The organism is Aquimarina sp. AWH4_224 (assembly GCF_056160245.1).
Map to the genome: position 1 here is coordinate 255,972 of NZ_JBSWWU010000006.1, position 25,719 is coordinate 281,690.

24 protein-coding genes and 1 riboswitch are annotated in these 25,719 nt (G+C 36.5%); of the genes, 5 read left to right on the forward strand and 19 right to left on the reverse strand.

Going from position 1 to position 25,719, the window contains the following annotated elements:
- Positions 1–108 precede the first annotated feature (108 nt).
- The 4 genes from ACXAGJ_RS13715 to ACXAGJ_RS13730 all read left to right on the forward strand — a co-directional run bounded on the left by ACXAGJ_RS13715 (position 109) and on the right by ACXAGJ_RS13730 (position 4,962).
- Positions 109–675, forward strand: coding sequence for a hypothetical protein (locus ACXAGJ_RS13715; protein ID WP_474840739.1), 567 nt, complete (start codon positions 109–111; stop codon positions 673–675).
- 54 nt (positions 676–729) lie between these two features.
- Positions 730–1,242 carry an RNA polymerase sigma factor gene (locus ACXAGJ_RS13720; protein ID WP_073315493.1) on the forward strand — a complete coding sequence of 171 codons (513 nt, stop codon included), beginning with the start codon at positions 730–732 and terminating at the stop codon, positions 1,240–1,242.
- A 169-nt stretch (positions 1,243–1,411) separates the two neighbouring features.
- Positions 1,412–2,329: a FecR family protein gene (locus ACXAGJ_RS13725; protein ID WP_474840740.1), complete on the forward strand. Its 918-nt coding sequence runs from the start codon at positions 1,412–1,414 to the stop codon at positions 2,327–2,329.
- A gap of 14 nt (positions 2,330–2,343) precedes the next feature.
- On the forward strand, positions 2,344–4,962 hold the full coding sequence (locus ACXAGJ_RS13730) for a TonB-dependent receptor (protein WP_474840742.1): 2,619 nt from the start codon (positions 2,344–2,346) through the stop codon (positions 4,960–4,962).
- Between the two features lie 68 nt (positions 4,963–5,030).
- Here ACXAGJ_RS13730 and ACXAGJ_RS13735 read toward each other — a convergent pair whose 3' ends face one another.
- The 17 genes from ACXAGJ_RS13735 to ACXAGJ_RS13815 form a co-directional block, all read right to left on the reverse strand.
- Positions 5,031–5,435 (reverse strand): response regulator, encoded by a 405-nt coding sequence (locus ACXAGJ_RS13735; RefSeq protein WP_474840743.1) that lies wholly within the window; start codon positions 5,433–5,435, stop codon positions 5,031–5,033.
- Positions 5,422–7,344 carry a PAS domain-containing sensor histidine kinase gene (locus ACXAGJ_RS13740; protein ID WP_474840744.1) on the reverse strand — a complete coding sequence of 641 codons (1,923 nt, stop codon included), beginning with the start codon at positions 7,342–7,344 and terminating at the stop codon, positions 5,422–5,424. Before ACXAGJ_RS13740 ends, ACXAGJ_RS13735 begins: the two co-directional genes overlap by 14 nt.
- 113 nt (positions 7,345–7,457) lie before the next feature.
- The gene (locus ACXAGJ_RS13745) at positions 7,458–8,207 is read right to left on the reverse strand and encodes a head GIN domain-containing protein (RefSeq protein WP_474840745.1); all 750 of its coding nucleotides are present in this window, start codon (positions 8,205–8,207) and stop codon (positions 7,458–7,460) included.
- The gene (locus ACXAGJ_RS13750) at positions 8,204–9,301 is read right to left on the reverse strand and encodes an acyloxyacyl hydrolase (protein ID WP_474840746.1); all 1,098 of its coding nucleotides are present in this window, start codon (positions 9,299–9,301) and stop codon (positions 8,204–8,206) included. The genes ACXAGJ_RS13745 and ACXAGJ_RS13750 overlap by 4 nt, the downstream gene beginning before the upstream one ends.
- Before the next feature lie 71 nt (positions 9,302–9,372).
- Entirely contained in the window at positions 9,373–10,326 is a 954-nt protein-coding gene (gene metF / locus ACXAGJ_RS13755; RefSeq protein ID WP_474840747.1) for a methylenetetrahydrofolate reductase [NAD(P)H], read from the reverse strand.
- Positions 10,327–10,343: 17 nt separating this feature from the next.
- Positions 10,344–10,826, reverse strand: a complete 483-nt coding sequence (locus ACXAGJ_RS13760; protein ID WP_474840748.1) for a DinB family protein — start codon at positions 10,824–10,826, stop codon at positions 10,344–10,346.
- Positions 10,826–13,498, reverse strand: a complete 2,673-nt coding sequence (gene metH / locus ACXAGJ_RS13765; RefSeq protein WP_474840749.1) for a methionine synthase — start codon at positions 13,496–13,498, stop codon at positions 10,826–10,828. The genes ACXAGJ_RS13760 and metH overlap by 1 nt, the downstream gene beginning before the upstream one ends.
- Positions 13,495–14,502: a homocysteine S-methyltransferase family protein gene (locus ACXAGJ_RS13770; protein ID WP_474840750.1), complete on the reverse strand. Its 1,008-nt coding sequence runs from the start codon at positions 14,500–14,502 to the stop codon at positions 13,495–13,497. The genes metH and ACXAGJ_RS13770 overlap by 4 nt, the downstream gene beginning before the upstream one ends.
- Positions 14,503–14,662: 160 nt before the next feature.
- Positions 14,663–14,769, reverse strand: a riboswitch (SAM riboswitch).
- Positions 14,770–14,860: 91 nt separating this feature from the next.
- On the reverse strand, positions 14,861–15,181 hold the full coding sequence (locus ACXAGJ_RS13775) for a 2Fe-2S iron-sulfur cluster-binding protein (RefSeq protein WP_073315504.1): 321 nt from the start codon (positions 15,179–15,181) through the stop codon (positions 14,861–14,863).
- A gap of 123 nt (positions 15,182–15,304) precedes the next feature.
- A complete protein-coding gene (locus tag ACXAGJ_RS13780) occupies positions 15,305–16,360 on the reverse strand; it encodes an NAD(P)/FAD-dependent oxidoreductase (RefSeq protein ID WP_474840751.1) in 1,056 nt (351 codons plus the stop codon).
- Positions 16,347–16,949, reverse strand: a complete 603-nt coding sequence (locus ACXAGJ_RS13785) for a precorrin-2 dehydrogenase/sirohydrochlorin ferrochelatase family protein (protein WP_073315813.1) — start codon at positions 16,947–16,949, stop codon at positions 16,347–16,349. Before ACXAGJ_RS13785 ends, ACXAGJ_RS13780 begins: the two co-directional genes overlap by 14 nt.
- Positions 16,950–16,960: 11 nt before the next feature.
- Positions 16,961–17,737 (reverse strand): uroporphyrinogen-III C-methyltransferase, encoded by a 777-nt coding sequence (gene cobA, locus ACXAGJ_RS13790; protein ID WP_474840826.1) that lies wholly within the window; start codon positions 17,735–17,737, stop codon positions 16,961–16,963.
- A 77-nt stretch (positions 17,738–17,814) separates the two neighbouring features.
- The gene (locus tag ACXAGJ_RS13795; RefSeq protein WP_474840752.1) at positions 17,815–19,905 is read right to left on the reverse strand and encodes a HEPN domain-containing protein; all 2,091 of its coding nucleotides are present in this window, start codon (positions 19,903–19,905) and stop codon (positions 17,815–17,817) included.
- A 109-nt stretch (positions 19,906–20,014) separates the two neighbouring features.
- Positions 20,015–21,262 carry a sulfate adenylyltransferase subunit 1 gene (locus ACXAGJ_RS13800; RefSeq protein ID WP_073315508.1) on the reverse strand — a complete coding sequence of 416 codons (1,248 nt, stop codon included), beginning with the start codon at positions 21,260–21,262 and terminating at the stop codon, positions 20,015–20,017.
- Positions 21,263–21,327: 65 nt separating this feature from the next.
- Positions 21,328–22,287 (reverse strand): sulfate adenylyltransferase subunit CysD, encoded by a 960-nt coding sequence (cysD, locus tag ACXAGJ_RS13805; protein ID WP_474840753.1) that lies wholly within the window; start codon positions 22,285–22,287, stop codon positions 21,328–21,330.
- 19 nt (positions 22,288–22,306) lie between these two features.
- Positions 22,307–22,933: a phosphoadenosine phosphosulfate reductase domain-containing protein gene (locus ACXAGJ_RS13810; protein WP_474840754.1), complete on the reverse strand. Its 627-nt coding sequence runs from the start codon at positions 22,931–22,933 to the stop codon at positions 22,307–22,309.
- A 45-nt stretch (positions 22,934–22,978) separates the two neighbouring features.
- A complete protein-coding gene (locus ACXAGJ_RS13815) occupies positions 22,979–23,245 on the reverse strand; it encodes a DUF2061 domain-containing protein (RefSeq protein WP_170864571.1) in 267 nt (88 codons plus the stop codon).
- Positions 23,246–23,511: 266 nt separating this feature from the next.
- Between ACXAGJ_RS13815 and ACXAGJ_RS13820 the strand changes: the two genes are divergently transcribed.
- On the forward strand, positions 23,512–24,054 hold the full coding sequence (locus ACXAGJ_RS13820) for a lipocalin family protein (protein WP_474840755.1): 543 nt from the start codon (positions 23,512–23,514) through the stop codon (positions 24,052–24,054).
- A gap of 62 nt (positions 24,055–24,116) precedes the next feature.
- Here ACXAGJ_RS13820 and ACXAGJ_RS13825 read toward each other — a convergent pair whose 3' ends face one another.
- Positions 24,117–25,295 (reverse strand): trans-sulfuration enzyme family protein, encoded by a 1,179-nt coding sequence (locus tag ACXAGJ_RS13825; RefSeq protein ID WP_474840756.1) that lies wholly within the window; start codon positions 25,293–25,295, stop codon positions 24,117–24,119.
- On the reverse strand, positions 25,292–25,717 hold the full coding sequence (locus ACXAGJ_RS13830) for an OsmC family protein (RefSeq protein WP_474840757.1): 426 nt from the start codon (positions 25,715–25,717) through the stop codon (positions 25,292–25,294). The genes ACXAGJ_RS13825 and ACXAGJ_RS13830 overlap by 4 nt, the downstream gene beginning before the upstream one ends.
- Positions 25,718–25,719 lie beyond the last annotated feature (2 nt).

Below are 25,719 nucleotides of genomic sequence, written 5' to 3' on the forward strand. Positions count from 1 at the left end.
TCAACTCTAATTTACTCCATAGGCAGACAAGGAAACAAAAATAAAAATTAGGGTATTTTATTTCTCCTGTGTTTTAGGATTGTAATTTAATTAATTCGGAATACAAAAATGGGAAACAAAGTATTGACGATGCTGTTGATCATGTGTACTAGTGGGATAATGGGGCAGGATGTAAAAAACGAAAAACCTAAAACGTTTAAAAATAGTATTAAAATCCGTCCTTTAAATTTTTTTGTTAACGAATTGGTTTTGGATTACGAAAGGGTGATCGACCCAAAAAGTTCTTTACATATTACTGCAGGGCAAGGGTATCAAAAAGATCGGTTGTTGGTAGGAGGAACAGTAGAAAATTACACCTCATTCTTAGAAGTGGATTACAGGCGTTATTTTTCAAAAGATAAAATTGCTCCGAGAGGATGGTTTGCCGGAGCAGGAATATTTGGACTTTATGAGTTAGATCGTTTTAAAAATATAAGAGGAACTGTGGATCCAAATTTTGATCGCGATTACTTTTCCACAGGAGTCTCAGTAGATACTGGATATCAATGGGTGTTCAAGAATGGTATTACCATTGGTCTCTCTGGAGGAGTAGATTTAAGAATACCTATTGATCACAGTATTAACTCGAGTAGCATACGACCAAATCTTAATTTTTCTGTAGGTTATTCATGGTAATATGAATATCTTAATAGGTAAAAACCAACATGAACTAATTAAATATAGCTGTACATGACCAAAAAAACTGTAAGTGTTTGCGAGGAAAAAGTATACGAACAACTTTATCATGATCATGCAGAAAAAATATATCGCTATCTGTGTTATAGATATGGAGATATTGAAAAAGCTCATGATATCGTGCAAGATAGCTTTGCTAAACTATGGGTAAACTGTTCCAAAGTGATTTTTGAAGCAGCCAAAAGTTTCTTGTACAAAGTGGCGAACAATGCTTCTTTAAACGAAATACGGTCTCAAAAGACAATGCTGAAATATCAAGCAACGACTCAAAAGACCTATACCAATGAATCTCCAGAGTTTCAAATGGAAGAAAAGGAGTTCATGGATCGTTTAAACAGAGCAATTAGTAATTTAAAAGATCGACAACGAGAAGTCTTTTTATTAAGTAGAATGGAAAAAAAGACCTACCGGGAAATTGCAGAAATATTAGATATTTCAGTAAAAGCAGTAGAAAAAAGAATGCAATTGGCATTATTAAATTTAAGAAAATCAATCCCAAATATTTAAACAATTATATCATGAATATATCAGATAAATATTCACAAAATGAATTTTTGATTAAATGGATACATGGTACTTTATCTACAGAAGAATTCACTTCTTTTCAGAATTCTAAGCTGTATAGAAATTTAGTATCATCTAAAGAAGTTAATAAAACACTATAAAAGTCTATACAATGTCAGATTATAAAAAAGATAATAATTTTTTGGCACGTTGGTTAGCGGGAGAAATTACAGAAGAGGAAAAGAAAGTTTTTGAGAAGTCAAAAGATTACTTGGCTTACAAAGATATTCTTAACGGTGTTGAACGTTTTGATCAACCTACTTTTGACACCATACAAAACCTGATTAAGCAAAAGGAATACAACAAAACGTATCAGGAGAAAAAAACAAAAGTGGTTTCTTTTAAGCCATGGCTTTACGCTGCAGCAGCAATACTTTTGGTCATTGTAAGTATCAGAGTATTTAGCCCGAATCAAACAGTAGTTACTACCGAAATGGCTCAAACACAAACTTTGAAATTACCAGATAACTCTGAAGTAGTTTTGAATGCCGAATCTTCTATCTCCTATGATGCTGAATCTTTTTTAGAAAAAAGAGAACTTACCCTAAAAGGACAGGCTTATTTTAAAGTTGCCAAAGGATCAAAATTTGTGGTAAAAACCAAAAATGGAGATATCGCAGTTTTGGGGACGCAATTTGATGTGTTTTCAAGAACTCAAAAACTGGAGGTACACTGTTTTGAAGGAAAAGTGCAGGTATCCCAACAAAAGGAGCAAGTAATTCTAACCCAGGGCAAAGCGGTAAAATCTACTCCTGCGCAAAAACTCCTATTGTTTGACATTCAGAATCAAAACCCTTCATGGGTGAATGGAATAACACATTTTAAAGAAGTTCAACTTAAAGAGGTGATTAGTGAATTAGAACGACAGTTTGACGTTAAGATCAAACCTGGCAACATTGATTCACAACGTATGTTTACTGGATTTTTTGATCATCAGGACATCAAAAAAGCCTTGCAAACTTGTTTTGAACCCATGAATATTAATTATACATTTACAAATGATAATACCATTGAACTCCGAAATAAGTGATTAATCAAAAATTAGTGTGTTTTTTTCTGCTACTGGTATCTCTAGGATACACGCAGGAGATCACTATTGCTAATTCTGAAAAAAAAATACAGATAACCAAAGTTCTGGAAAGCTTTCAGACGAATCATCAATTCAACTTTTCCTTTGATGCGGATACCATTAAAGATATTACCATCGATGTGGACCAGGATCTTCTTTCTATAGAAGAACTTCAAAGCATCATTGAAGTACAAACAAAGTACAGATTACAAAAGATCAATGACACGAGTTATATCGTGATTGAAAATGACACTTTGATTGAAGTTTGTGGTATCGTAATCGATGATGTCACCTCTTTTGAACTAGTGCAAGCGGATGTTATTAAAAATAAAACAACGGTAAAACTAACTGATAATTCTGGTGCATTTTCCATTCAGTTACGACCTGGCGATACGCTAACGCTTTCTCATTTAGGATATTATTCTAAATCCATCGCTGCAAATACGTTCTCCAGCACTTGTGACACTATTCGTTTACAACCAAAAATCGAAAGTTTAAATCAAGTTGTTATTAAAGAATATCTTACACGAGGGATTCAAAAAAATGAAGACGCCTCTGTAAAAATATCTACAAAAGAATTACGAATTTTGCCTGGTTTGGTCGAACCTGATGTATTACAAAGTTTACAACTTCTCCCGGGGATTAGTAGCCCTACCGAAGATCCAGCTGGCTTATATATCCGTGGAGGTACACCGGATCAAAACCTTGTACTATGGGATGGTATCAAGATGTATCATACAGGTCATTTTTTTGATCAAATTTCGACATTTAACCCATATATCGTCGAGAGTGTCAATGTGTATAGAGGGGGGACTAGTGTGCGATACGGAGATCGCCTATCTGGGGTTATTGAAATAGAATCTGCCAATGATCTTACTGATAGATTTCAAACCGGCGGAGGACTTAATCTTACCCACGGAGATCTTTTTGTAAAAGTACCGCTATCAGAAAAAGTGGGGATCATGCTTGCTGGTCGAAGGTCTTCAACAGATATCTATCAAAACATTAGTTACAACAATCTGGTACGTAAAGTTTTTCAGAATACAAGAGCGAATATTCCTGAAAACAATAAAAATGGTACAGATGAAATGGAAAAAGATGATTTCTCATTTTCGGATAGCAATTTCAAGTTTGTCTGGAAACCCAACGACAATCACATCTTTAAGGCAAGCACTTTGTTTGTAGAAAACAGATTAGATATTATTCGGGACGTAGAAAGTGAGACGAGAGGTGATCTACGTTTAAAGGATGTTTTAAAACTTAGAAACTTTGGTTCTAGTATCAATTGGACTGCAAACCACAAAGGAGGAGTACAACAATATGCTAATTTCTATGTTTCTCTTTATGACAAGAGATACACTCTAAATGTTGACGATAGAAATCCAAGTACTTTTTTGGAATTTGATCGAAATATAGTCGTAAAAGATATAGGTGGAGAATATTCGATAAACATACCCTTTGAAAACAATCAACAGTTAGGTGTTGGTTATCAGTTTACTTATAATGAGAATGACAACGAAGCCATAACCGATGAACGATTTGATGGGACTGAAAATCCATTCATGGATGAAATCAAAAATCAAAACAATAGCCATACGTTATATCTAGAGTATCTTTTCAAAACCCCAAAATCATACCTAAGCATCGGCCTTAGAAATTCATTGCTTAGTAACACCAATCGGTTTTTGGCAGAACCCAGAATATTTTCGTCCTTTGAAGTTTTTAAAAATTTTAGGATTACAGCTTCCGCAGAACTTAAGAACCAACAATTAAATCGATACCTTAGTTTCAATAGCACTGCAGCTGATATTGGTTTTTTACCAGTGGCGGATGATTTTTGGGTAAATTCTGGAAGTTATCGAACTCTAGAATCTATCGATATTAGTTTACCCGTATTTAGAAGTTCTCAATTTACTTTTGGGTCATTATATTCTATTAATGGCTGGAACTTTGATGTTGAAGCTTATTACAAGAGATTAGGCAATATATCGTCTTTCAACAACCTAATTCTCGATATTGCCCTTTCTGATTCCAATCAATTTGTAATTACCGGTGAAGAGAATAGAATAGGAGTTGACCTTCTAATAAAAAAGCGAATTAAGAATTACAGGTTTTGGCTGGGGTATTCCCTTAGTAATACAGAAGTTAAATTTCCAGATGTACAAGAAACCTTCTTCCCAGGAAATTTTGACCAACGCCATGTATTCAATATTTCTCAAACTCTCAAAGTTAAAGACTTTGAGTTTTCTTTGGGGTGGAATTATGCTACAGGAAGGCCATTTACCAATATCGTTAGAGACCCAGAAAACTTTGCTTTTGGGGTACGAATTGATGAAAAAGGAATCAATCGAAATAGATTTAAAGATTACCATCGACTTGATGCCTCAGTGCTATACCGGTTCAACCCTAATAAAGATAGCCGATGGAAAGGAATGGTTGGTTTTTCTTTAAGAAACATCTACGATCGCAAAAACACGATTAGTCAAGGTTTTCTGGGAAGAGCAGACACCCAAGACTTAACCGAATATATTGAAAGTTTCCAAAGGGAATCTTTACGATTTACTCCCGATTTTGTGGTCCGTTTTTCTTTTTAAGCTCACGATTAGCATAATAAAGGAACATTGTATAAAACCATGCTTCCACCTATACTTAAATACTTTATTTACACCGCTTTTTCTAAATCATTAAGCACTTCCTTTAGTTTTGCCACGGTGACTGGTTTTACGATGTAATCGCTAACCAATTCGTAAGATCTTGCTCTATGCATATCTTCTGGATCTACGGAAGAGGAAACAATATAAATGACGATTTTTTTATCGCATGGTATTTTGATAAACTCATCCAAAAACTGCCATCCATCTAGAACCGGCATGTTGAGATCTAGCAGAATAACATCAGGCAGCTTTTCATTGTTGGATATTATGGATTTTAAATTATGCAGTGCCTCTTCTCCATCTCTAAAAACCATTAGGCTTTTACAAAAGTCAATAAGGTCCATTATTTTCCTAACTCCAAAAATGAAGATAGGATCATCATCTATAATACATGCAATGTCAATTTTTTTCATATCTCAAATAAACTTTAAACGTTGTACCTAGATTCACTTCACTTTTGACTGTAATTCTTCCTCCCATGGCTTCTATTTGATTCTTGGTAATAAAAAGCCCTATACCCCTGGCATCTTTATTATGATGGAACGTTTTGTACATCCCAAACAGTTTTGAACGATGCTTTTTTAAATCAATACCCAGACCATTGTCTGCTACGCTAAGAACCACAAAACCTTTCTCGATTTTGGTGCTCAACTCTACATAACTATCTCTGTTTTTTGCACTATACTTTATACTATTAGTGATTAAATTTAATAAGATGCTATCCAAATAAGCCGAAATACCCAAAATTCTAATATCTGGTGTCACATTATTTCTGATTTCGACCTCAGCCTCGGTTGCTATGGCCTTTACGCCCTCTATAGTTTTATTTGTTGCATCATAAAGATCTAGACCTACCAAATTTTCATCCAGCGAAGTATTCATTAACACCACCTCATTAAGATGAGAAATCGTTTCTGTAAGATGCCCGGAAGCGGTTTTAAACAACTTGATAATTTCGTTGTATTTCAACTCGGGATTTTCTTGCACAAATAAATCCAATAACATTTCAAAATTACCAGAATGAGACTTCAAGTTATGTGAAACAATATGTGCAAAGTTTTTCAATCGTTTATTTTGGTCTTCTGCTACCGCCAGCAGGGATTTTAGCTCTTCCTTTTTCTTAATTTTTGTAATATCATTGGCATGAATAATAATCCCTCCTACTTCATCTTCATCGGTATACCAGGGGCGAAACTCCCAGGATAACCATTGAATCGATCCATCTATTTTTTCAATGCGTTCTTCGCTATTCTTAATTACACTTCCTTGCAAACATTTTTTATGACTAAGCCTCCACTTTTTACCGATTATAGGCAACACCTCATAATGTGACCTTCCTAATACCAGTTGACCTTCGAGATCAAAAACACTTAACCATTCTTCTGATGCGGCCAAATATTCCATATTTCTATCAAGCATAGCAATAGCAGTAGGAGCTTGCTTAATAAATTGCTTGTTACGTTCATATGCCTTTTTCTTTTCGGTAATTTCCTGATGAGAGCCTACCATCCATTCTGGGTTCCCTTCTTCATCCCAACTAACCACTTTTCCCCTATCCAAAACCCAAATCAATTTTCCATTTCGATGACGCATTCTGGCCTCACACTCATAAATTTCGGTTTTACCCGCAAAATGATCTAGTAAAAGAGCATTCGACTTTTCCAGATCTTTTTTATAAGCATATTTCATCCAGGTATCAATAGAAACGGGTTCTAGCTCTTCTAGGTCATATCCTATGATCTCTGCCCAACGTTCATTAAAAATAGTTGCACCTGTTTTTACATTCCATTTCCAGGTTCCAAGGTTAGTCCCAGTGATTACTTGTTCAAAAAAGGCTTTTTGTAATCGTAACTCTTCCTCCTTTTCTTTAACCCTAGAGATATCTGTATGCGCTCCCAACATTTTCAGAGGCTTTCCATCTGCATCTCTAAACATCATCCCTCGGCATCGTATCCATACGGTATGGCCTAACTTATGTCTAAACCTAACGATCTGATCATACGGAATTTTGGGATCCTTGGCATGGGAGGCAAAATTGGCATATATATTTTTTAGATCTTCTTCAAAAACAATGGGTTGCCACGAAGAGGATTTATGTGGCATTTTCTTGGGGTCGTATCCAAACGTAGTCCAATACTCTGGACTCATCCATACATTATCGGGATTATCAAGATCCCAAAACCATATACCATCAAGTATAGCTTCCTGCAAAAAATCCAATATAGAAGTATCGGATCTAATTAAATCGTATAATTCTTTTTTGAGATAGTTTTCTTCGTTACCCAACAAGGAACCCTCTAAAATCTTTTGTTCTTCTTTCATCTTTTCGTCCTTTGTGAGATGTGTTTACCTGGGGTATATATAAATTTATAAATAATCTCACAGAACCTGCTGCTACAAAACCACAGTATTTAGATGTTAATGCCGTAAAAAATCTATTGAAAAATAAGCTCTCCAGTAAAGAACTGTTCTACCTCAACTACTGCAGGCCTGTTTACAGCGATAACATCTCCAGTACTTCGTATTGAACCGCGTAAAGAAAGTTGAGGATTAATAATAACCTTATTCGTTCCTCTATGAAAAACTTGAACATCATCTGCCACTAATTTTGCCGCTTCAAATCTTCCTGTGCCAGAAAAAATACCAACATTAAGATTTGTGGTCCTCCCAGAAATAAAGAAAGAAGTAATATTATTTCCGACTACTATTAAATCGTCTGAGTTTATGTTTAAATGAAAAGTTCCCGTTGTCGTTCCGGTATTCTCATTAAAATCTTCTGACAACAATCGTAGTGTTGGGTAATTCAAAACTCCGTCAGAAGAAATGTCAAATTGAGTTGCACTTCGTATTTCGGTAATATTAGGTGCGGTAACAAAAATTTTGGTTTGATTAAAATCTCGAAAAAAAGCACAATCATTATCGTCTTGAAGCACTAGTCGATCACCTTCTACAACAGCAGTCACTTCGTCAATCAAATTATCGCCTGTTTCTATAACAACAGCTCTATTTTCTCCCTGTCTAATAACCAACTCAACATTTGGGTTCACCAAAATCCTTGAAAAATCAGGGATTTCTACTTCTTGCCGAACAATATCTCCAGTTCGTTGAAAGCAATCAGGAGCATCTTCGGTATCACATCCAAAAAGCAATAATACTAACCCTATAAAGTATCCTATTTTCTTCATAACCTATACCCTATTGTAAATTCCATCGCTTCGGCTTTCGCTCCATGTGATCGTACAGTGAATTCGCCTATCCAATTTTTGGTAAAGTAATATCTTAATCCTGCACGTAAATAGGTTTGCCCTTCAAAATCAAAAGGATAATATACGTAATATCCGTATTGTGTTAAAACAGACACCTTGTTTACCCTTAGTTCATGACCAAGATACAATCCAACACGCTTTGAATCCTCGTCCCCTGTGGTACCATCATTAAAACCTCCACTAGCCCTGAAGTCTATAAATCGTTCTAGCGCTTTGGAGAAGAAAATTTCTGTTCCCAATTGAAAAGCGCTTTTTTTGTTGATTCTCTTATCTATAAAGGCTCCCAACGTATAAAATGGAAATTGCCCAGATCCTACTACATCGCTTTCATTAATACCACTCCGAAACAAAAAACCATATCCAAAAGGCTCACTACCTTTTACCAATCCCTTTTCTTTTTCTTGATATTCTGGGATATCTGCATCTAATTGATAGGTGATCCCAGCATTCAAAAACAAAGTGTTTGTACTTTTATTGGGCGCCTTGGCATTACCATTGGAATAATGTACAACACCAAGTCCGGCTTGTAATCCCAGCCCTTTTAATAAGTTTTCCTTTTTGAAATTCAATAAAAAGTAAGTAGCACTTGTTAAGTGCGAACCATGAGCTATATTCCTAAAATTATCATCTTCGTCATAGGGGTTAGTACTATACGCAAACCCTTGTCCTAAACGGAACATGAGATGTCGTTTCAAAAAATAAAAATTATAATGTGCGAAAAGACTAAAATGTTCTCCTAGGTAGGTATTATCCAGATCATTATAAATGAAAGAAACACCATATTCCGGATTATTATATAGCCTTTGCCACTCTTCGTCTCCAAATGTCTTTTTCTGAAAAGAAAAAATAACCCCAGAAGGATGTCCAGTGATCAGGTGAGATATATCTGGATTGTGTTTTAAAATAGTCCCGTAAAAATTATTGACATCTACTGTATACCAAGATTTAGACTCATTTTGAGCATACAGTTGAAAGCTAACAATGCATAATACGAAAGCCAGTCGTTTAATCATCGGGTAAAAGTAGTAATATTGGTAAAATTACCAACACCTGAAATACACAATGTTCAAAACGTTTTGAACAACTAAAAAATTGCTGAGGCGATCTTTTTTATATTATCCGATTTTCCCATAGAATAATAATGCAACACAGGAACTCCATACTCCATTAGTTCTTTAGACTGTTGAATTGCAAATTCTATCCCAACTTCTCGAACTTCCTTATTGGTTTTACATTGCTCTACCTCTTTTACCAATTCGTCTGGGATATCTAATTTAAATACTTGAGGCAATAACTGAAGATGTCTTTTTACAGCTACAGGTTTGATCCCAGGGATAATTGGAACATCAATCCCAGCTTCCTTTGCCTTTTCTACGAATTCAAAATATTTTTTATTGTCAAAAAACATTTGTGTAACTACATAATCCGCTCCAGCATCTACTTTATCCTTTAGCCTTCGAATATCAGAATCCATAGAAGGAGCTTCCAAATGTTTTTCAGGATATCCTGCTACTCCCACACAAAAATCGGATTGATTATCAGTTTCTATTACTTCATGTAAAAACTGTCCATTATTCATGTTTACAATTTGTTCTACCAACTCGTTGGCATAGCAATGCCCTCCTTTTGTAGGTGTAAAGTATTTTTCTTCCTTCATCGCATCACCGCGAAGCGCCATCACATTATCTATCCCTAAGTAATGACAATCCACCAACAAATATTCTGTTTCTTCTTTGGTAAAACCACCACATAATACATGCGGTATAGTATCTACATTATACTTGTGTGTAATCGAAGCACAAATCCCCACCGTACCTGGTCTCATTCGGGTAAGTTTTTTATCCAAAAGTCCATCTCTATCAATATAAATAAACTCTTCGCGCGAAGTCGTGACATCAATAAAGGGAGGATTAAACTCCATCAACGGATCTATATTATCATATAACTCCTGAATACTTCTTCCTTTTTGTGGTGGAATTAATTCAAAAGAAAACAAGGTTTTGTCTTTTGCTCTTTTTATATGATCGGTAACTTTCATTAGTGATGTTTATATTTTTATTGATGATTATTTTTTACTTGACTATAGATCAAATTAATTTGACCCAAATGGTAGATATCGTGGTCAACCGTTCCATTAACCATATATAGATTGGTGTAATCCTTGCCTAAAACAAATTCATACAACCAGGAATCGCGTTTACCTTCTAACAGCTGACATATAGTGTCTTGCAATACCACAATCTGATCGATGATTTCATCTTTCTGTTTCTGGTTGTTAATTGAGACATTTGGTCGCCAATCTTTGTCCGAATTCATCTCGATGCTATAGGTCTCGTTATCCTGTAATTTTTCTACCACAAACTTTTTCCAATCCATGGTATGAACCACCAATTCTGAAATAGAATGTACACCTCCTTTTGGTTTTTGATCCCAGAAGGTTACCGGAATCTTTTTGAGGCTACTCAAAAACGAGGGACCAAACCAAGGTTGGCCATCAAAAACTTCTTCGAGACGTGAAATACAATCTTCTATATCCATTACTGTTCAATTATGTTTGGGTTTAGCCATTTCTTAGCATGATCTAGGTCAATATTCTTTCGGTTTGCAAAATCCTCAACCTGATCTTCTTTAATCTTACCTAAACCAAAATATCTTGCCTCAGGATTACCAAAGTAATAACCAGAAACTGAAGCGGCAGGCCACATAGCCAGACTTTCAGTAAGCTCGACTCCAATAGCCTCCTTCACTTTTAACACTTCCCAAATAGTTATTTTTTCCAAATGGTCGGGACATGCTGGATATCCAGGAGCTGGTCTAATACCTTCATACTCCTCTTTGATCAACTCTTCGTTAGTCAAAAGCTCATTATTTGCATAACCCCAATCTTCTTTACGAACTTTTTCATGTAAAAATTCTGCAAAAGCCTCTGCCAATCGATCCGCCAAAGCTTTGATCATAATCGAGTTATAATCATCATGATCTGCTTCAAATTGAGCGGCTAATTCCTGAGTCCCAAAACCTGTAGTCACGCAAAAACAACCCATATAATCCTGTAATCCACTTTCTTTTGGAGCTATAAAATCGGATAAGGCAAAATTAGGTTTGCCTGCGTGTTTTTTTAATTGTTGTCTTAAGGTTCTAAACGTAAATATCTTGTCTTTATGAACGATTTCAATATCATCATCATTCACTGTATTGGCTTCAAACAAACCATATACCGCCTTTGCTTTCAATAATTTTTGATCGATTACTTTGTTAAGTAATTCTTGTGCATCCTTAAAAAGAGAAGTAGCTTGTTCACCTACGACTTCATCCGTAAGAATCCCTGGGTACTTGCCATGCAGATCCCAGGATCTAAAAAATGGTGTCCAATCGATATAGTCAATTAATTTGGCAAGTTCAAAATCTTGGATCACAGTCACTCCAAGAGCACTGGGAACATTAATACTAGATGTAGACCAGTTAATTTTGTACTTATTCTTTCTGGCTTCAGCAATAGACAAATATTCTTTTTGTTTCGTTCTCTTCAAGAAACCCTCTCTGAATTTCTCATAATCATCCTTTAAATCTCCCACATACTTTCCAGAATTCCTTTTATTCAACAAATCACCTACTACAGTAACTGCTCTGGATGCATCATTTACATGAACCACAGCGTTCTTGTATTGAGGATCAATCTTTACCGCAGTATGCGCTTTGGAAGTAGTCGCCCCTCCTATCAACAATGGAATTTTGAAATTCTTACGTTCCATTTCCTTGGCCAGATACACCATCTCATCGAGTGAAGGTGTGATCAACCCACTTAGTCCAATGATATCTACTTGTTGATCAATCGCTGTTTGTATGATTTTTTCGGGAGGTACCATCACTCCCAAATCAACGATTTCATAATTATTACATCCAAGGACTACAGAAACAATATTTTTCCCAATATCATGTACATCTCCTTTGACAGTAGCCATCAAAATCTTCCCGTTGGATTCGGTAACTGCATCTTTATCCTCTTCAATGAAAGGCAACAAATAAGCCACTGCTTTTTTCATTACACGAGCTGACTTTACTACTTGCGGAAGGAACATTTTCCCAGATCCAAAAAGGTCACCTACCACATTCATTCCTGTCATTAGGTGCCCTTCGATAACTTCTATGGGTTTGTCCACACTTTGCCTGGCCTCTTCAACATCTTCTTCAATAAATTGATCTATCCCTTTAACCAAAGCTCTGGTCACACGATCTTGAAGCGGTTCTTCTCTCCAGGAAAGGTCGATTGCTTTTTCCTTCTTAGTTCCTTTAACCGTTTCGGCAAAATCCAATAATCTTTCGGTAGCATCTGTTCTTCTATCCAAAATAACATCTTCTACATGCTCCAGTAGATCTTTAGGAATATCATCATATACCTCCAACATAGCAGGATTTACAATACCTATATTCATTCCCGCTTTGATAGCATGAAATAAGAATACCGAATGCATTGCTTCCCGAACTACATTATTACCTCTAAACGAAAAAGAAACATTACTCACACCACCGCTTACACTACAGTGAGGTAAGTTGCTACGCACCCATCGTGTAGCTTCTATAAAATCTATAGCATTTTTACGGTGTTCATCCATCCCGGTTGCTACTGGGAATATATTGAGATCAAAAATGATATCTTCAGGTGGAAAATGAACCTCATTGACCAAAACATCATAAGAACGTTTTGCTATTTCTATTCTACGTTCATAATTATCTGCTTGCCCTACCTCATCAAAAGCCATAACAATCACAGCAGCACCATATCTTTTTATGGCCTTAGCTTGTTTTATAAATGCAGCTTCTCCCTCTTTGAGGCTTATTGAATTTACTACGCACTTACCCTGCACCACCTGAAGACCAGCTTCTATAATCTCCCACTTAGAGCTATCAATCATTATTGGTACCCTGGCAATATCTGGTTCTGAAACAATTAGGTGTAGAAACTTTACCATAGCTTCCTTACCATCGATCAAACCATCATCCATATTAATATCGATGATTTGTGCTCCTCCTTCTACCTGATGCCTTGCTATAGATAGGGCCTCTTCGTAATTTTCTTCTTTGATCAATCTCAAAAATTTACGTGACCCAGCAACATTGGTTCGCTCACCAACATTAATGAAGTTAGACTCTGGAGTAATGATTAATGGTTCCAGTCCCGATAGTTTCATATATCGCACTTCTTTACTCATATAGTCTCAATGGTTTTTGCAGATCTAGGTTTATAATCACTTACTAAATCTGCAATAGCTTTGATATGTTCCGGAGTAGTTCCGCAGCATCCTCCAACAATATTTACTAAACTTTTATCCAAATATTCTTTGATCTGATCTGCCATTTGTTCTGGAGTTTCATCATACTCTCCAAACGCATTAGGCAATCCTGCATTAGGATGCGCCGACACTGCAAAAGGTGCCTTTTGGGCCAGTACTTCTAAATGCGGAGTAAGTTGCTTCGCTCCTAGAGCACAGTTAAATCCAACCGATAACATCGGGATATGTGAAACCGATATCAAAAAAGCTTCAGCAGTTTGTCCCGACAAGGTTCTGCCACTAGCATCTGTAATCGTACCACTCACCATTATTGGAATAGCAATACCCCTTTCATCTTTCACTTCTTCTATAGCAAAAAGAGCTGCTTTGGCATTAAGCGTATCAAAAATAGTTTCTACCAACAATATATCAGCTCCTCCATCTACAAGCCCTTCTACCTGTTGTTTGTATGCTACTTTCAACTCTTCAAAACTAATTGCTCTAAAGCCTGGATCATTCACATCAGGAGACATGCTTGCTGTCTTATTTGTAGGTCCAATAGCACCTGCAACGAATCGAGGTTTGTGAGGTTCGGCCTTGGTAAATTCGTCTGCGACCTCTTTTGCTATTTTGGCAGATTGATAGTTCAGTTCATACGCTAATTCTTCCATTTCATAATCTGCCATTGCTATTGTTGTCCCTGAAAACGTATTTGTTTCAACGATATCTGCTCCGGCTTCAAAATACAAACGGTGGATTTCCTTAATCGCTTCAGGCTGTGTAATACTTAACAAGTCATTATTTCCTTGTAAAGGAACTTTCCAATCCTTAAATCGATCTCCTCTAAAATCTTCTTCGGTAAATTTATGACGCTGTAGCATGGTTCCCATTGCCCCATCAAGAACAAGAATTCGTTCTTCTAGTATTTCTCTAATATCTTTCATTATCTTTTTCCATATAAAATAGTACTCTTTCCTTAGAGATTAGATTCTTGTCTGGGAGAATCCCATAACAAAAACGACAAACTTCTCTTATAAGAGTCTACGTATTATTAATAATTATGATATCAAGAAAAATGAAAGGTAGTCTCTATGGCCTTTCTTCGGGTTATCTTCTCCTGAATTTCAGGATAGAATGTAGCACCTTCTTTAACAGATAAAGGGTTGCTAAGGTTTCACAGGGTCTACTCCCTCCACCTTTCTTGATAACAATTACATGAATTTATGAACTAAATAGCTATCGCTATTAATCGCATACAAATTAAAGGCATAGCCATTTGTTATGCAAGTTTATTTACTACTTTTATGATTCTGGAGCCAACTCAATTTCCAACCCATCCAATGCTGGAGTGATCGGAATCTGGCAACCTAATCTACTATTATCTTCAACATAAAAAGCCTCTGCCAACATCAGATCTTCATCATCACTCATCTCTGGCAATTCGTGATCTGATAAAACATAACATTGACAAGAAGCACACATCGCCATTCCTCCACACGTTCCTTCTACCGGAAGTTCATAAGCTTTACAAACCTCCATCAGATTCATATTCATATCTGTTGGTCCTTGCACTTCGTGCACTACTCCTTCTCTATCCTTAATCTTTATGGTAACGTCTGACATATTTCTTGTCCTTAATGCTTTAAAAATTCAACAAATATAGTGGTGTTTGTGTTTTTGAAGAATTATTTAAGATATACTTAAGTTTTCTCTTCTCTTTTCAGAAAAGAGAAAACTCAAATTGTCTTATATGATTGCTTTTACAACTTCTTTCTTTGCCTCTTTTTTGGTACCATCAAATCCTTCTACTCCACCTACAGTTGTATACTTCATTACGTATTTCTTGTCTGGGTGAATTCTTTGGTATGCACTCTGGCACATGATAGCGGCTTCGTGGAAACCTGAAAGAATCAGCTTAAGCTTTCCTTTATAGGTATTTACATCTCCTATGGCGTAGATCCCAGGAATATTAGTTTGATAATCATAAGAATTATCAACTTTTATAGCGTTCTTTTCTATTTCTAATCCCCAATTGGCCATTGGCCCTAATTTTGGAGACAACCCGAATAAAGGAATAAAATGGTCGGTTTCTAATCGGATATCACCTTTGGTTTTATGTTTTATCCCAACAGCTGCCAAGTGATCTTCTCCTTCTAGTTCTTTTACTTCTGCCTCTGTAATCAGATTTACTTTACCTAATTTGGATAGTTCACCAACCTGCTCTACAGAATCTAACGCTCCTCTAAACTCGTTACGTCTATGTACTAGCGTCACTTCGCTTGCTACATCCGCCAAGAAAATGGTCCAATCTAGTGCAGAGTCTCCTCCACCTGCAATCACTACTCTTTTATCTCGATATACTTCGGGATCGCGAATAATATAGGCTACTCCTTTATCTTCAAAATCCTGAATATTTGGAATAGGAGGTTTACGTGGCTCAAAAGATCCTAAACCACCTGCAATTGCAATAACAGGGGCATTATGTTGAGTTCCTTTGTTGGTCGTTACCAAAAAGGTATCATCCTCTAATTTTTCAATAGTTTCTGCTCTCTCACCAAGCGTAAATCCAGGATTAAAAGGCTTAATCTGCTCCATTAGATTATCTACTAATTGCCCTGCCAAAATCTCAGGAAATCCTGGGATATCATAGATAGGTTTCTTAGGATAAATTTCTGAGCACTGTCCACCTGGTTGTGGAAGCGCATCAATTAAATGCGTTTTTAACTTCAATAATCCCGCTTCAAAAACAGTGAATAACCCTGTAGGTCCAGCTCCGATGATTAAAATATCAGTCTTGATCATGTTCAACTTCTTTTTTTCCTATTAATCCTTTTGTGAATTCGTTTAGCGTTTCCACTTTTTCTTCGAAATCACCTTTTATTGTTTTTCTATATTCATTTAAATTCTTTACCAAGTCGTCTATGTTTTCTGGCAATACTTCTTCAAAAAACTGACGCAATCTTTTGGCTGTTGTAGGCGACTTTCCGTTAGTCGAAATCGCCACCTTTACATTACCTTTTGTAACGATTCCTCCCATATAAAAATCACAGTATGGGGGATTATCTGCTACATTCACCAATTTGCTTCTTTTTCTACAGTCTTTGTACACTTTCATATTCACTTCTGGCACGTCTGTAGTTGCAATCACTATATGTTTATCTTTAAGGAATCGTCTATGATATTTCTTTTCTATCATTCTTACTCCAAACTTATTGGCCAGAGCAATGGTTCCTTCTCTAAACATAGGCGATACCATCGTCACCTTAGCATCAGGACTGGATTTTGTCAAGAATGTTAGTTTTTCTTCAGCTACATTTCCTCCTCCTACGATAAGCACCTCAAGGTTTCTAACCTTCAAAAAAACCGGATATAGATTATTTCTTTCTTCCATCACTATCATCCTTACGATCCAGATGCATCTATTTTGTTTACCTCTTCATAAATTGAAGCCAGTTGCACTTTCTGTCGAACTACTTCTCCTATCACAATTATAGCTGGCGAAGACAATTCTTGATCAGCAACAACCTGCTCAATTGTTTGTATGGTACCCATACCAAACTGTTCTTTTTCGGTAGTTCCATTTTGAATAATCGCTACAGGCACCTCTTCTTTATTTTCGGCTGCAAAAATACGAACTATTTCGCTTAACTTACTCATCCCCATCAAAATTACCACAGTTGCTTTTGATTTTGCCGCCAGGTAAACATCCTGTGATAATTTGTGGGATTTTGTAGTTCCGGTAATTACCCAGAAGCTTTCTGAAGCTCCTCTTCGGGTTAACGGAATTCCTTGGTATGCTGGCACCGCCAATGAAGAGGAAATACCAGGCACCATATCCGTTACAATACCAAATTGTTTAACATAATCGATCTCTTCAGCACCACGACCAAAAATAAATGGATCGCCTCCTTTGAGTCTTACTACATGACCATGGCTTTTTGCTCTCGCCACTATTAAATCATTGATCTGCTCTTGCCTGTAGGCATAGCATCCTTTCCTCTTACCTACAAATATTTTTTCGGCATTAGGAGCGTAATGCAATAACTCTTCATTGATGAGTGCATCATACAACACCACATCCGCAGCCTCTAGAGCTTTTATTGCCTTCAACGTGATCAGATCAGGATCCCCAGGACCTGCTCCTACTACTGTTAATTTTGGTGTTTTATGAATACTCATCATTTACTCTTTTCTTTTATTTTTACACTTACTTGATCACGGGTTTATCCCTCTACGAATCAAACAAATGTATAGCTTTAAGCACTTTCTACCTCAAGCGCTCTGTAAGATTGTACTTTTTGTAAAAATTGCTGTGCAATTTTAATATAATCCAAAGCAAAGTCCTTTGTTGGTGCGTTTTTCTGAATCTGATATACCAGATCCGCAAAGGTTCCTTCCAGGTTTATCTTTTTAGTCTCAACAAAAAGTTCATCAAACTGTCTGATAATTCCCGCATGCGTATTGGTCTTTTTGTTTTCTGCAATCAATAATGCCTTTGCAGAATTCACTAAAGAACTATAAGTATGATATACCGCATCAGAATACACTTCACTATCAAAGGAAGTTTTGGCATTTTGGATTTTCTCTTCACTTTCCAAAAATAGCGTAGCTACCAAATCAATTACTACACCTGCACATTCTCCTACACCAATGGCTTTTATATATTTTTCTTCATTACCCCAATCCACAAAATCTTCTGGAGTAAGGTTATCAATTTCAGAAAGGTCTGTAAGCAAATCATAGAAATACTTTTCTCCCTTTTCTGCATAATAATCTACAAAAAGTTGATCCTTGGCATTCGCTTCAAAATCATTAAGAATACGTCTTAAAGCCTCTGGTCCTCTTCTACTTGGGATTTTCACCACTTTGTCTGCAAAACGACCATTTCCGTCTCCTAAATTCCCACCACCTAGCAATACCTGAAGTGCTGGTGCTACTAACTTATCCTTAGTACGAATCGACATCCCCTGGAAACCTATATTAGCCATATTATGTTGCCCACAAGCATTCATACATCCACTAATTTTGATCACTAGATCTTCTTTTTCCAAATATTGTGGATATTCTGCCTTAAGTACTCGCTCTAACTCATCGGCAATACCAGTACTACTAGCAATTCCCAAGTTACAAGTATCCGTCCCTGGACATGCAGTAATATCTACCGCTTTGTTGTATCCTGCTTCGGTGAAACCAAGTTTTCCTAATTCCTGATAGAAAAATCGAACTAAATCTTCTTTAACAAAAGGAATCAATATATTTTGACGCAAAGACAATCTTAACTCTCCCGCTGCATATCGTTCTACTAAATCTGCTAATAATCTTGCTTTGTCTGTATAAAAATCTCCTAATAGTACTTTAATTCCTATCGCAACATATCCTTCTTGCTTTTGAGGGATCACATTCGTTGATTTCCAAAGTTCAAAAGCTTTCTGATCTTTGATAGTTACCTGAGGGGCTTCTACAGCTACTGGAGTAGAAACTTCGTAGGCCTCTGCATCGATAGGTACCGTTTTATTTACAATTGCTTTTTGCTCTGCTTCTACCAGCTCTTTGAATGCCTCTAGACCGATATCCTTAATCAAGAACTTCATTCTGGCCTTGGCTCTACTCTTTCTCTCACCGTGGCGATCAAAAATTCTTAATACCCCTTCCATTAGAGGAATAATTTTATCAGTCGACAAAAAGCTATATAATTCATCTGCATGTCTAGGCTGTGATCCTAATCCACCACCTAACATTACTTTAAAACCTCTAACTCCATTTTCAATTTTGGCAATAAAACCAAGATCGTGCATATAAGATAGTCCTGTATCCTCATCGGTTCCAGAAAAAGAAACTTTGAATTTACGCCCCATTTCCTGACAAATCGGATTTCTCAAGAAATTTTGAAACACTGCATGTGCATAGGGAGACACATCAAAAGGTTCATTTACATCAATCCCAGCAGTTTCTGAAGCCGTTACATTACGTACTGTATTTCCGCAAGCTTCTCTTAGGGTCACATCATCTTTTTCCAGTTCTGCCCACAACTCTGGAGTTCTATTTAAATCTACATAATGAATCTGAATATCCTGACGTGTAGTGATATGCAAACGCCCTCTGGAATACTCATCAGACACTTCGCAGATACGTTTTAATTGATTGGATTTCACTTTTCCATACGGTAGCTTAATACGAATCATCTGCACTCCTTCCTGACGCTGACCATATACTCCACGAGCCAAACGAAGGCTACGAAACTTCTCTTCATCAATCTTACCCTTATGGAATTGCTCTATTTTATTAGCCAATTCGATGATGTCTTTTTCGACAACTGGGTTTTCTATTTCAGTTCTAAAACTTTGCATCTTTTTTGGTGTTTCGGCCCTTCAAAAAAGGACATAATTATGACTTTTGTGTATTTATTTTTTACCGCAAAAATCGTATGATTTTATTCTGTGAAAATCGACTCTATCTTTACTCTATAAATCCAACTCCTGATGTATTATTGGTTTGTGAATCTATTAATATAAAAGAGCCCGAAGCTTTATTTTTACTATATGAATCAAATGCCAATGGCTTACTTAACTGTATCTGTACTTTACCAATTTCATTAAGTGTAAGCGTATTCTTTGAAGTATCTTCTCCAGAGAAATCTGTCGCAATGGTCCCACTTATGTTTTTCACTTTAGCCAAAATGCGATTGCTCCCACTTTGCACAAAGTAATTGCTCCCTGGATTTAGCGCTTTACTATCCATCCAGCAAACAGTTGCTGTTAATTGTTTTTCAACTTTTGGTTGCTCTTCTGATTTTACAATCATATCACCCCTACTAATGTTGATATCATCTTCCAGGGTTATGGTACAAGAACTTCCTCTTCCTGCTGTATCAAACTTCTTATCAAAGAAATAAATCTCTTTTATTTTTGAAGAAGTTAGTGAAGGTAGTACAGTTACTTCATCTCCTACAGAAATATCTCCTCCATACAATTTCCCAGCATATCCTCTGAAGTCATGAAATTCTTCAGTCTTCGGTCGAATTACAGTTTGCACCGGGAAACGAACTTGCGCTTTTTCATAAACATCCTGAGCATTTAGTTTTTCCAAGTGTTCCAGTAATGTTTGTCCTTCGTACCAAGGTGTACTTTCTGATTTTTCTACCACGTTATCTCCTTGTAAAGCACTTACCGGGATAAAGGTGATATTTTGATCTTTATATTCGCTCTTATCAATAAGTTTCTGAAAATCTGCTTTTACAGCTTCGTAAGTTTCTTCTGCATAATCTACCAAATCCATCTTGTTGATCGCTACAATCACATCTTTTACTCTCAATAAGTTATTGATGAAAAAATGACGATAGGTTTGTTCTACCACTCCTTTTCTGGCATCTACCAAAATAATAGATGCTTGCGAAGTTGATGCTCCCGTTACCATGTTTCGGGTATACTCAATATGACCCGGAGTATCAGCGATGATATAGCTCTTCTTTTTTGTTGAAAAATATATGTGTGCTACATCGATTGTTATTCCTTGTTCACGCTCGGCTACTAAACCGTCTGTAGCTAACGAGAAATCTAAATAATCGAATCCATTAGCTTTACTCTTTGCCTCAATAGCTTCTAATTTATCGGTCGTCAATGACTTGGTATCGTATAGAATTCGACCAATCAAGGTACTTTTACCATCGTCTACACTTCCTGCTGTTGCTATTTTTAGTACTTCCATCCTACTATATTTGGTTGATGTTTGAAAATCAAAACTGTTTTTTTACAGTCTAAATGATCAACTCATTAAAAATATCCTTGTTGTTTACGTTTTTCCATCGCTGCTTCAGATCGCTTATCATCAATACGCGCTCCTCGCTCCGAAATCTTTGATTCTCTTATCTCTGCTACTACTTTGTCTATAGATACTGCCTCAGACAACACTGCCGCCGTACAAGACATATCTCCTACAGTACGAAAACGTACCATTCTCTCCTCTACGATTTCATCTTCTTCTCGAAATACCACATCGTCTTCTGCAGACCAGATCATACCGTCTCTGATAAATGTTTTTCTTTTGTGGGCAAAATAAATTGATGGTATTTCTATCTCCTCCTTTTGGATATAACTCCAAACGTCAAGCTCTGTCCAGTTACTGATTGGGAATACACGTACATTTTGTCCCAAATCTATTTTCCCGTTAAGGTGATCAAATAATTCTGGGCGTTGATTTTTTTCATCCCATTGCCCAAAATCATCTCTAACCGAGAAAATACGTTCTTTGGCTCTAGCTTTCTCTTCGTCTCTTCTGGCTCCACCTATCGCAGCATCGAATTTAAATTCTTCTAACGCATCTAATAGTGTAGTAGTTTGTAAACTATTACGACTTGCATACTTTCCTTTTTCTTCTACTACCTTTCCTTGATCGATAGAATCCTGAACATTTCGAACGATAAGTTCAACTCCCAATTCTTCTACCAATCTATCTCTGAATTCTATAGTTTCTGGAAAATTATGCCCAGTATCGATATGTAAAAGTGGGAAAGGAATTTTTGCTGGATAAAAAGCTTTTTGAGCTAATCTCACCAAGGTAATCGAATCTTTTCCTCCAGAAAACAGAAGTACAGGCTTCTCGAATTGAGCTGCAACTTCTCTAAGAATATAAATCGCTTCACTTTCTAAGGCGTTTACCTTCAACAATGAAGCACTACTCAAATCTTCTTTTAATCCGTTTAGTTGCTCTACTTTCTTTTCTAGTATTTCCATGCTTCGTTCTTCGTTATTATTAGTTAGTATGCAACCCACACTCCCTGTTCTCTAACACCTTGGTTGGGTCAAAATATTTAAATTCGTTAGGTAAATTGTTTTCTTCTAAATACACATCCAATTCTGCATCACTGTAGTAGTAAAAAGGACTTACTTTTAGCACTCCATCTTTCCCCACACTCAAAATATCAAGAGAATCTCTTAATGCAGTCTGTCCTTTTCTCAAGTTGGTAAACCATACATCAGGAGCATGTTCTGCCATTGCTCTCCCAAAAGGTTCTAATTTTACTTGCTCGGTAAATTCTTTGTGCTTTGGATCATCGATATCAGGAATACCCATTACAACATCACGATGTGCAGTAGTTTGTTTAGGCACATACAATTTGACATTCAATTCTAATTGCTCAATTACATGCTCTGCATGTCTGTATGTATTTGGAGTATTATATCCAGAATCACACCAAATCACAGGCATATCTTTTTGTGCACCAACACAAACATTAAGTATAGCCGCCTCGTAAGGCCTAAAATTAGTAGTTACCACAGCTTTTTTTGCTTGTGCAACCGCCCATTGTGCTATTTCTAAAGGAGTCTTTTCTTTAAGCTCCCTATTTAAATCTTCAATTTCTTTTTCTGTAAAGCTCATTTTATCGTCTTGATTCAGGACCTTATTTCTTTTTCAAAATCACAATTATTTTCCCCATTTGATACGATTCCAAATTCTTTCATGGAAGAAATACAGAATCATTTTGGTGACAAAATCAACAGATGCGATAGAAGTAGCCAATACGATTTCTCCAGTCAACAAGTAAGAAACCACAAGCGTGTCCAACGTTCCTATAACCCTCCAGCTAATCGCTTTTGCTATACTACGAATAGGCTTTTCTGATGTCCTATCGCTGTCATAGGTCGTTTTCTTGGAAGCTACTTTATCTAATATCATTTGATCAACAATCATACTTTTTTTTGCTAATTCTATTATCCTATCGGAATACTAGGATTTAAAACAAATGTATATATAAAATTTTACATAGTACATACCATTGGTCGATTTTTATGAAATTACTAACAAAGCCTATATAAATTCATGAATATTATTAACCTTCCTTATCTTTTATGTTAAATCTTAGGTGGTATATTAACAAAACCTAAGTACTTTTATAAACAATATGACTGTAAACAAAGCGTTTATGAATGTATAAATTCAAAAAAACCAAAAGCAAGATGAAAAGATTAGCCTTATTATTATTTTTAGCCGGTTCGACATTATTCGTTTCATGTGGTGACGATGATGACGCAATTGAAATTAATGGGTCTTTGATCCCCGGAGAATGGAATCTAACAGAAATTAGATCCGAAAATGGAAAAGCTTCGACAACTATTGAAGGCATTCCGGTAAGTGGAGATTACAGTATTTCTGGAAAAGATTACACCGCAACAGTAACTTTCACAGAAGCTACTGCAGAAAACGAACCCAACACTGTTACCGGTTCTGGAGGATTTACACTAGTAGCTAGTGTTACGATACCTACGCAAGATCCTATTGAAGTAGAACAAAACATCCCTGAATTTATAGGTTCTGGAGAATGGTCTGTATCTGGCAATACACTTACGGTTACCGTTCAAAACGAAACTACTTCTTACGAAATCACTTCATTAACAGAGCAATCTATGACATTAAAAATTGCTATTGATGAAGAACGTACTATAGAAAACCTAACAGTCGCTGTTACTGGAGATCAATTTATAGTGCTTACCAAACAATAGTATTAGATAACAAGATGTTTTTAAACAAAGAGAGGCAAATGATGAACTGCCTCTCTTTTTTGTTATAGTGTAGCTAAAGCTTGTTCTATATCGGCAATGATATCATCAACATGTTCCAGCCCTACAGAACATCGAACCATTCCGTCGGTAATTCCAACCACTGCCTTATCCTCTTGTGCCAGTTTGCTATGGGTGGTAGAAGCCGGGTGGGTAACAATAGTTCTGGTATCTCCAAGATTAGCAGACAAAGAACACATTTGTATGCTATCAAAAAATGTTTTTCCTCCTTGTACACCCCCCTTAACTTCAAAAGCTACGATATTGCCCCCTAATTTCATTTGTTTTTTGGCAATATCATACTTTGGATGAGATTTCAAAAAAGGATACTTTACCCAATTCACTTTGGGGTGTGACTCCAGGAATTGGGCTAATTTCAGGGCATTTTCGCAATGCTTTTCTACCCGAACTGCCAAGGTTTCCAAACTTTTGGATAACACCCAAGCATTAAATGGCGACAATGCCGGCCCAGTATTTCTAGAAAACAGATAGATCTCTCTGATTAACTCTTTTTTACCTACAGTAACTCCACCCAAAACTCGTCCCTGCCCATCAATCAATTTGGTAGCAGAATGGATCACCAAGTCAGCACCAAAAGTAATTGGATTTTGAAGGTATGGTGTAGCAAAACAGTTATCGATAACCAGAAGTAGGTTATGTTTTTTTGCAATTTGACCCAGAACCTCCAAATCCAGAACATCTACTCCCGGATTGGTAGGAGATTCAGCATAAATGATCTTAGTATTAGGTTGAATCAACCCCTCTACGTTTTCCAGCTCATCCACTCTGAAATAGCTAGTTTCTATATTCCATTTTGGGAAATATTTGGTAAACAAGGTATGCGTAGAACCAAACACCGATCTAGCCGAAACGATATGATCTCCAGCATCTAGTAAAGCCGCAAAAGTAGAAAAAACTGCCGCCATCCCTGTTGCAAAAGCATAACCATCTTCTGCTCCTTCCAGTTTGCAAATTTTATCTACAAACTCTGAAGTGTTTGGATTGCTAAAACGGCTATACAGATTTCTTTCTTTTTCTTCGGCAAAAGAAGCTCTCATTTCTTCAGAATCTTCAAAAGTAAACCCTGAGGTCAAATACATAGGAGTCGAGTGCTCCAAAAATTGTGTTTTTTCTGTTTGCGTTCTTACCGCTTGTGTTTCAAAATGTTGGCTATTTTTGCTCATACTTCTTCATTATTTACAACCACCTTGTAATTGATGGTCGCCGTAGGCTCAAGGGTTTTTGATACAGAGCAGTACTTTTCGAATGATAATTGTGCTGCTCGTTTTGCTTTTTCCGGAGCAATATCTCCTTCTAGGTACACAGTAACATCGATTTCTTTAAATGGCTTTGCTCCATCAATTTCTACACGTGTTCCATCCACCTCTGCTCTATAATCTGTGATATCTTGTCTTTGTTTTTTCAGAATAGAAATCACATCTATCGCACTACATCCTGCTACTCCCATCAATACATATTCCATTGGACTTGGAGCCAGGTCATGTCCTCCAACTGCTGCTTTACTATCGATATGGGTAACATGCCCTCTTTCGTTTTTTAATTCGAAGTGATAATCGTTATCTATTCTTTTTAACTGTATTTTCATTT